Source organism: Dokdonella sp., from assembly GCF_039926425.1.
Taxonomy (GTDB): Bacteria; Pseudomonadota; Gammaproteobacteria; order Xanthomonadales; family Rhodanobacteraceae; genus Dokdonella_A.
In genome coordinates this window covers 1-7,640 of sequence record NZ_JBDSWZ010000004.1, presented here as the reverse complement: position 1 = coordinate 7,640, position 7,640 = coordinate 1, and the positions used below count along the sequence as shown (strand labels likewise).

Genomic DNA, 7,640 nt, shown 5'->3' with positions numbered 1-7,640 from the left:
ACACATCGGCTGCGGTTGCACGTGCGATGCGCTCGCCGAGGACGCCGGCCAGGCCGCGCAAATCGTTGCCGTAGTGGAGATGGAACACGCACGCTCCGTCGGTTGAACGTTGACAATTCCTGCGGGGGATTATCCGCGAAGCCGCATCAGTTCCGCAGCTGCGGCGTTGGAGATGTCAGCGTTCGTAGGCGCCGATGTCGACACCCGCACCGGCAATCCGCGGCCGGCCGTCGAAATCCAGTGCTCCGATCACCGCTTCGCCGAAATTCCCGCCGGCGTCGATTGCCGGTGACGTCGGCGCGACATGCAGGTCGGGTGTCGTTGAATCCGCCAGCTGCGGATCGGCAACACTCGAGTGCAGATCCTGGGAGGAGGCTGCGCGATAGTCGGCAAGGCTGTTGTAGTCGATGCCAAGCCAGTTCCAGGAGGGGCTGCCGCCGTTTGCGACAAAGTAGAGGTTCTGGTCGAGCGCCGCGGGTGCCGGTGTATCCGCTGTCGAGGCGCTCATAAGGATTCCAGCCGCTGTTGATTCGATCAGGTTGTTGGCAATGAGGTTTGAGGTGGCGTGGAACTGGATTTGCACCTCCCCCGAGCCGGTGTCCTGCCGATCATTGTGGAACAGCGAGTTGTTGACGATGGTGCAGCGGTCTGTGCCGCCGACGCCAGCCCCGTAGCCGCCGATCGACACTCCGGCGGAATTGCCGAAGTACACGACGTTGTCGCGCACAATGATGTCGCTGGTCACGCGCCCGGCGTGCTCGCTGGCCAGTTCGACGCCGATATCGACATGGTGGACGCGATTGCGTTCGATCAGGATGCGCGTTCCGCCATCGACGTAGATCCCATCGGCTGCGTATTCGTTGCCATAGGCCGGATTACCGAACGAGCTGATGTTGTAGACCGTATTGCCGCGGATCGTGCCATCTCGCGCCTGGTCATGCGCGGGATCGGGCGCGACGCCTTCGAACCCGATCGCGCCGATCGCGATGTTGTTGGTGTCGTGCACGCGGTTGTTCGAGATCGTCCACTGTTCGACGTTGCCGTCGAGCGAGAGCGATTCGCTGCATCCGAGAACCAGATGGTCGATCTCGTTGCCGTCGATCACGAGGTCGTTGATCGATGCCGGCGCCTGCGTGCCGTCGACCTTCAGCCCGAACGCGTTGGCGGCACATCCGGATGCGCGGGTTCCAATGTCGTGGATGTGATTGTCGAGCACGCGGATACCGGTTCCGGCGCCGGTGATGTAGAGCCCGATCGGCACCTCGCTTGTGCTGGCCGTCGTGAAGTTGCGCAGTTCGAGGCCGCGTACAACAACGTGAGAAAGGTTCTGCAGCGTGACCAGTCCCCATTGCCCGTTGGGCACTGCGAGTCCCGTTCCGTCAACGATCGCGACCTCACCCGGGACGTTGCGCAACACGATCGCGCCACCCGTGGCCGAGCCGCCATGGGACACCGACACGATCTCGTTGTAGACGCCGGCCCGCGCGCACAACGTGTCGCCTGCAGCCGATTGGTCGACCGCGTGCTGGAGCGTGCGCCAAGGGAAGGATGCACTGCCGTCCTGTGCGTCGTTGCCACCGGGCGCGATGTAATACGCGCGGCCCGACGATCGCTCGAAGTCCGCGCCGAAGACGGTGTCGCCGGGGATTGCGCAAAGCTGCGCGCTGGCGCTTTTTGCCACCACGAACAGCAGAATGCCGGCGAGATTCTTCATGCGGACATCATCGATGGGTCCTGCCGAGTGTGGCATCGATCACCTGCGCCGGTCGGTGAATTGCCATCGTCATTTGCCGATGCAGAAAGAGGCGAAGATCGACCCGAGCAGATCATCGCTGGTGAATTCGCCGGTGATCTCCCCGAGCGCCTGCTGGACCATGCGCAATTCTTCTGCCGCGAGTTCCGGCGCGCGCAGGGCGTCGAGCGCGTCCTCTGCCAGTGCGACATGATCGCGCGCGCGGTCGAGCGCAGTGACGTGGCGCGCTCGTGCAGTAAAGGCACCATCGCTTGCTTCCGTGTGGCCGGCGTGGCGTTTGAGTTCTTCGATCAGGCGCTCGAGCCCGGTGCGGTCGTGCGCCGACAACCACAGATGAGTAACGGACGCGCGCGATTCGACGCGCGCATCGAGACTGGCGAGGTCGATCTTGTTGTGGACGACGACGCGCGCCGTCGTGTGCGGCACTTCTTCCAGCAGCGCGGCGCCGTCGTCCGTTGAGGTTGCGTCGGTGACGAGGATCACCAGATCGGCGCGCGCGAGCTCCGCACGCGCGCGGCGAATGCCTTCGCGTTCGACCGCATCACCGGCATCGCGCAACCCGGCCGTGTCGACGAGGGTCAGCGCGATTCCATCGAGATCGATCGTTTCGCGCAGCACGTCACGCGTCGTACCGGCGATGTCGGTGACGATCGCCCGATCGCTCGACGCGAGCGCGTTGAGAAGACTCGACTTGCCGACATTCGGGCGGCCGACGATGACCGCGTGCAGGCCGTCGGCGAGACGCACGCCACGACGCGCGTCGGCCAGCAGCGTGTCCAGTTGCGCGCGTAACGCGCAGAGGTCGTCGGCTACCTGCGGCGCGGCGAGAAAATCGATGTCTTCATCAGGGAAGTCGATCGCCGCTTCGATATAGCTGCGCAGGCGAATCGTCGCCGCGGTCAGCGCGCGCACCTTTTCGGAGAACGCTCCCTCGAGGCTGCGTTGTGCGGCCCGCGCGGCCGCCTCCGACCCGCTGGCAATCAGATCCGCAACCGCTTCGGCCTGCGCAAGATCGAGTTTGCCGTTGAGGAAGGCGCGTTCGGAAAATTCGCCGGCGCGCGCGTGGCGTGCTCCCAGTTCGATCGTCCGCGCAAGCAACATGCGCAAGACGACCGGGCTTCCGTGCGTTTGCAATTCGAGCACGTGCTCGCCGGTGTACGACCGGGGCGCGGGGAATGACAGCAGCAAACCGCGATCGATGATGCCGCCTTCGGAATCGCGCATCGCGGTGTAGTGCGCATGTCGCGCTGTCGGGGTGCGTCCCAGCAGGGTTTTCGCGATCGAAGCGGCAAGCGGCCCGGACACGCGCAGCACGCCAACGCCGCCTGCGCCCGGAGCGCTGGCTACCGCGGCGATCGTGTCGGCCGCGGCGCTCACCTCGTCACGCTTTCGCCTTGTCGCCCGCGTCGATGCGGCGCGTGATGATCCACTGCTGCAAGAGACCGAGTCCGCCGTTGACGACGTAATAGAGCACCAGGCCGGCCGGGAAAAACGCGAACAGCACACCGAAGACGACCGGCATGATCTTCATCATTTTCGCCTGGGTCGGGTCCATGCCCGCCATCGGCGTCAGGAACTGCGTCGCGATCATCACCAGACCATTGAGCACCGGCAGCACGAAATACGGGTCGGGTGCCGTCAGGTTCTGGATCCAGCCGATGAACGGCGCCTGGCGCAGCTCGACGCTTTCCAGCAGCACCCAGTAGAGCGCAAAAAATACCGGGATCTGGATGACCATCGGGAGGCATCCGGCGACCGGATTGACCTTCTCCTTCTGGTACAGCTCCATCATTGCGGTGTTCATTTTCGTGCGGTCGTCGCCGTAGCGTTCCTTCAATGCAGCCACGCGCGGCTGCAGCTTGCGCATCTTCGCGCCGGAGCGGAACTGCGCTTCGCTGAGCTTGAAGAACGCCGCCTTGATGACAAGCACCAGCAGGATGATCGCAAAACCCCAGTTGCCGGTCAGCTTGTGGAACTGGTTGAGCAGCCAGTGCAACGGCTCGGCGATCACGGTGAACATGCCGTAGTCGACGGTCAACGCGAGGCCCGGCGCGACCTGGTCAAGCGTGCTCTGGAGTTTCGGTCCCACGTACAGGCGTGCGTTGTCGACCTTGGTTTCGCCCGGTGGAATGGTGATCGTCGGCGACTGTGCGCGGACGAGATAGCGGGTGCCCTGCGGCGTCTGCAGCAAGCCGGTGGAGTAGTCGTCCCGTTCGGTCGACGCGGGAATCCACGCCGCGAAGAAGTAATGCTGCAGCATCGCAGCCCAGCCTCCCTCGAAGCTCTTGTGCAGAGGCTCCTTCTGGAAATTGTCGAATTTGAGTTTCTGGAATTTGTCCGTGGGGCTGTACACCGCGGCGCCCGCGAAGCTGTAACGCTCGGTGTTGCTGTAGCCTTTGATGCCCTTTGTGTCGACGATCGGCGGCACGCGCTGCAGCTGACGGTAGGCGTTGCCGCTCCACGACGTCGTCGACGCGTTCGCAATCTCCTCACGCTGATCGATCACGTAGCTCGCGCGCTTGAACACGAAGACCTTGCGGACGCTGAGCCCGGAAGGGTCGGTCCAGGTCAGCGGCACTTCCAGAGTGTCGTCCTTGCCCAGCGAGTAGGCGTTGCGTTCGGCCTTGAACATCGCCTGATGGTCGGGCGCTGCGATCGCGCTGCCCTGGACGCTGATCAACCCGCTTTGCGCCACGAAGAAGCTCGCATCGGCGGCGTCGAGCAGGCGCACTGGATGCGCGAAGTCCTTCGGTTGCTGGGGATAGGCGAGCAAGTCGGCAGCGATCACGTTGCCGCCCCGCGGATCGATTTCGACCCTGAGCACATCGGTGTCGACGATGATGCGCTGCGCACTCGGGGTGACGGTCGACGACGCGGTCGGCGGAGCGACGGTGGTGGCCTTGGGCGCCGCGCCGTCTGCCGCTGCTTCGGGAACGTCCGCGCCAGTGGTGGACGGAACCACACCGGGGGTCGCGATCGCAGTAGCTGGCTGGACGTAGTCCTCCTGCCACTGCATCCAGAGCAGGTAGCTGATGAACAGCAGGGCGATCAGGAGGATATTGCGAGTGCTGGTCATGACGAGGTCGGATCGGCGTTTGAAGTGCATCGCCGGCGCTCCGCGGCCGCTCGCGCACGATGCGCCAAGTCCGTGGATCTGCCGGGGATGGTGATGGAGGGGGCGCGCACAGCAGGCGGCGCCGGCAAGTCAGTCGCGCATTGTGCCGGCGGCTCTGGTTCCATTCAATGTGGCAATGCGTTCCCACAACTGCGCAAGTTCCGCGCGCAGCACCGCATTCTGCTCAAGGTCGGCGCTGGAACGGGCAATGAGAAGGATGTCGACCGCCGGCAACGCGCCGCGCATGCCGCGGAAGCAGTCGCGTGCAATGCGCTTGATGCGGTTGCGCCGCACTGCTTTTTTCGACACACGCTTGGAGATTGCGAGCCCGAGGCGCGCGCACGTGAGCGTATTGGCGGCGACCTCGGCACTGAAATGACGCGTGCCGATGCGCCGGCTGATGCCGCGCAGGCGCGCGAAATCGCTGGCTTTCAGCAGGCGCGCCGTACGCGGGAACGCGGCGTCGGCGAGGAGATCAACTTCGGAAGAGTGGATTGCAGGCGGCCCGGACATGTTCACGTGGCCAGCGACTGTCTGTTGCGCTTGCAGCGTGGCCGCGACCCCACTCGATGGGGGATCGCTGGCTTCGCCACGGAGACGGTCAGACAGCGAGACGCTTGCGGCCCTTGGCACGACGCGCATTGATGACCTTGCGGCCACCGCGGGTCTTCATGCGGGCACGGAAACCGTGGTCGCGGGCACGCTTGAGGTTGCTGGGCTGATAAGTGCGCTTGGTTGCCATGATCGGGACGCCAGTAACATCGGAAAAGGGCGCGGATGGTAGGCAACGTGGCGCCGTATTGTCAAGGTGAATCAGGACGTGGTCCGCCTGGCACGCCTTCTCCGAACTTGGCTCCGACTGCGGCTCGGCTGCAGACCGGATGACGTGGCATCCGCTCACGGTCCGGGCTCATGGGCCTTCCTGCTAGACTTCGCTGTCCTTCCTGCGGCTCGCGTGATCGTCCGCGCTGCCGCCTCCATTCCTGGAAACACACCTACCCATGAGCGAGCTGTGGCGCCGCTGTCTTTCCCGCCTGGAGGCGGAATTCAGCGCAGAGGATATCCATACCTACCTCGCGCCGCTGCAGGTCGACGAGCAAGAGTCGGGTTTCACGCTGTGGGCACCGAACGCGTACACGATGGAGACGGTGCACGAACGCTTCGTCGATCGCATCGAGGCGGTCCTTGAACATCTGGTCGGCAGCGCCGTCGCGGTCTCCGTGCAGGTCGGCGGCAGAAACACGGTCCGCACGCCGCACGCCGCCGGCTCAGCGCGCGCGAAACCTGTCGTCGAACGCGCAGTTCCAGTCCCCAACCTCGACCCCGGTTACACCTTCGACAACTTCGTCGAAGGCAAATCAAACCAGCTCGGAAAGGCGGCAGCGACCCAGGTCGCGATGAATCCCGGCCGCGCTTACAACCCGTTGCTGCTTTACGGCGGTACCGGTCTCGGCAAGACGCATCTGATGCATGCAGCCGGCAACCTGATGCGCGCGAACAACCCGGGCGTGAAGATCCTCTATCTGCGATCCGAACAGTTCGTCAGCGGGATGGTCCGCGCGCTCCAGCAGAAGGGCATGGACGAGTTCAAGCGGCGGTTCCGCACGGTCGATGCCCTGTTGATCGACGACATCCAGTTCTTCGCGGGCAAAAACACGACGCAGGAAGAGTTTTTCCATACGTTCAATGCGCTGCTCGAAGGCAAACAGCAGATCATCCTCACGTGCGACCGCTATCCGAAGGAAGTGGACAACCTCGAGCCACGACTGAAGTCGCGTCTCGGCTGGGGGCTGTCGGTCGCGATCGAGCCCCCCGACTTCGAAACACGCGCGGCAATCGTCCTGGCGAAAGCGCAGGCCAAAGGCGTCGAACTGCCGGAAGAGGTGGCCGTTCTGATGGCCAAGCGCATGCGCTCCAATGTGCGCGATCTCGAGGGCGCGTTGAACACGTTGGTCGCGCGGGCAAATTTCGAGGGAAAGCGCATCACGCTCGATTTTGCGCAGGAAACCTTGCGTGATCTGCTCACGGTACATGCCCAGGCCATCACCATCCCCAACATCCAGAGGGTCGTGGCAGACTATTACCAGCTTCGTCTGGCCGACCTGCTGTCGAAGAAGCGCAGCCGTTCCATTGCGCGCCCTCGGCAGATGGCCATGACTCTCGCGAAGGAATTGACCGAGCACAGCTTGCCGGAGATTGGCGATGCGTTTGGTGGTCGTGACCACACGACGGTGATGCATGCGTGCCGCACGATCCGCGATTTCCGCGAAACCGACGGTAAATTGCGTCAGGATTGGGACAAGTTGCTGCGGACGCTGACGGAGTAGGAGGGAATCCGCCGTGGTGTGAAAAGGGATGGTTTTGCTGTGGACAACCTGTGCAGCGTCCGCGGCACGATTATTATCCACAGTTGGCGCACAGGCGGCGCTGCCGTTTCTTCAGAGCGAGTTTCCGCCGTAACCAATTGTTTTAGATAGTGAAAATAGACTGTTGCAGGTTGCGCACAGGACCTACAACAACTAAATGCTCCACATAAAGAAAGAATCAACAACAGGGCAGGCAGATCATGCGGTTCAGCATCCAGCGAGAAGCGTTCCTGAAGCGGCTTCAGCACGTGGTCGGTGTGGTCGAGCGGAGGCAGACTCTGCCCGTTCTGGCCAATCTGCTGGTGGTGGTCGATTCAACGGGTGTGGCATTGACCGGAACCGATCTTGAAGTCGAAATGGTGGCGAGAACAACCGCCGAGGATCTCGAACCCGGCGAAATCACGAT

6 protein-coding genes and 1 pseudogene are annotated in these 7,640 nt (G+C 63.4%); 2 read left to right on the top strand and 5 right to left on the bottom strand.

What is annotated here, in order from left to right; genetic code table 11:
• Positions 1 to 175 precede the first annotated feature (175 nt).
• The 5 genes from ABIV12_RS00100 to rpmH form a co-directional block, all read right to left on the bottom strand.
• Positions 176 to 1,714: a right-handed parallel beta-helix repeat-containing protein gene (locus ABIV12_RS00100; RefSeq protein ID WP_348054958.1), complete on the bottom strand. Its 1,539-nt coding sequence runs from the start codon at positions 1,712 to 1,714 to the stop codon at positions 176 to 178.
• 69 nt (positions 1,715 to 1,783) lie between these two features.
• The gene (gene mnmE, locus ABIV12_RS00095; protein WP_348054956.1) at positions 1,784 to 3,130 is read right to left on the bottom strand and encodes a tRNA uridine-5-carboxymethylaminomethyl(34) synthesis GTPase MnmE; all 1,347 of its coding nucleotides are present in this window, start codon (positions 3,128 to 3,130) and stop codon (positions 1,784 to 1,786) included.
• Positions 3,131 to 3,134: 4 nt separating this feature from the next.
• Entirely contained in the window at positions 3,135 to 4,829 is a 1,695-nt protein-coding gene (gene yidC / locus ABIV12_RS00090) for a membrane protein insertase YidC (protein ID WP_348054954.1), read from the bottom strand.
• A 129-nt stretch (positions 4,830 to 4,958) separates the two neighbouring features.
• Complete coding sequence (gene rnpA / locus ABIV12_RS00085) at positions 4,959 to 5,381, bottom strand: ribonuclease P protein component (RefSeq protein WP_348054952.1); 423 nt, start codon at positions 5,379 to 5,381, stop codon at positions 4,959 to 4,961.
• 88 nt (positions 5,382 to 5,469) lie between these two features.
• Positions 5,470 to 5,610, bottom strand: a complete 141-nt coding sequence (rpmH, locus tag ABIV12_RS00080; RefSeq protein WP_291230127.1) for a 50S ribosomal protein L34 — start codon at positions 5,608 to 5,610, stop codon at positions 5,470 to 5,472.
• A gap of 259 nt (positions 5,611 to 5,869) precedes the next feature.
• Here rpmH and dnaA point away from each other — a divergent pair, with 259 nt between their 5' ends.
• Both dnaA and ABIV12_RS00070 read left to right on the top strand, forming a co-directional pair.
• Positions 5,870 to 7,195, top strand: a complete 1,326-nt coding sequence (gene dnaA / locus ABIV12_RS00075) for a chromosomal replication initiator protein DnaA (protein ID WP_348054949.1) — start codon at positions 5,870 to 5,872, stop codon at positions 7,193 to 7,195.
• 239 nt (positions 7,196 to 7,434) lie between these two features.
• A pseudogene (locus tag ABIV12_RS00070) lies at positions 7,435 to 7,640 on the top strand (DNA polymerase III subunit beta); the annotation flags it as partial.

What these genes read in the sequence shown, in the direction of transcription:
- dnaA (WP_348054949.1), top strand. Translation starts at nt 5,870, where the DNA reads ATGAGCGAGCTGTGGCGCCGCTGTCTTTCCCGCCTGGAGGCGGAATTC.
- yidC (WP_348054954.1), bottom strand. Translation starts at nt 4,829, where the DNA reads ATGACCAGCACTCGCAATATCCTCCTGATCGCCCTGCTGTTCATCAGC.
- rpmH (WP_291230127.1), bottom strand. Translation starts at nt 5,610, where the DNA reads ATGGCAACCAAGCGCACTTATCAGCCCAGCAACCTCAAGCGTGCCCGC.
- ABIV12_RS00100 (WP_348054958.1), bottom strand. Translation starts at nt 1,714, where the DNA reads ATGAAGAATCTCGCCGGCATTCTGCTGTTCGTGGTGGCAAAAAGCGCC.
- rnpA (WP_348054952.1), bottom strand. Translation starts at nt 5,381, where the DNA reads ATGTCCGGGCCGCCTGCAATCCACTCTTCCGAAGTTGATCTCCTCGCC.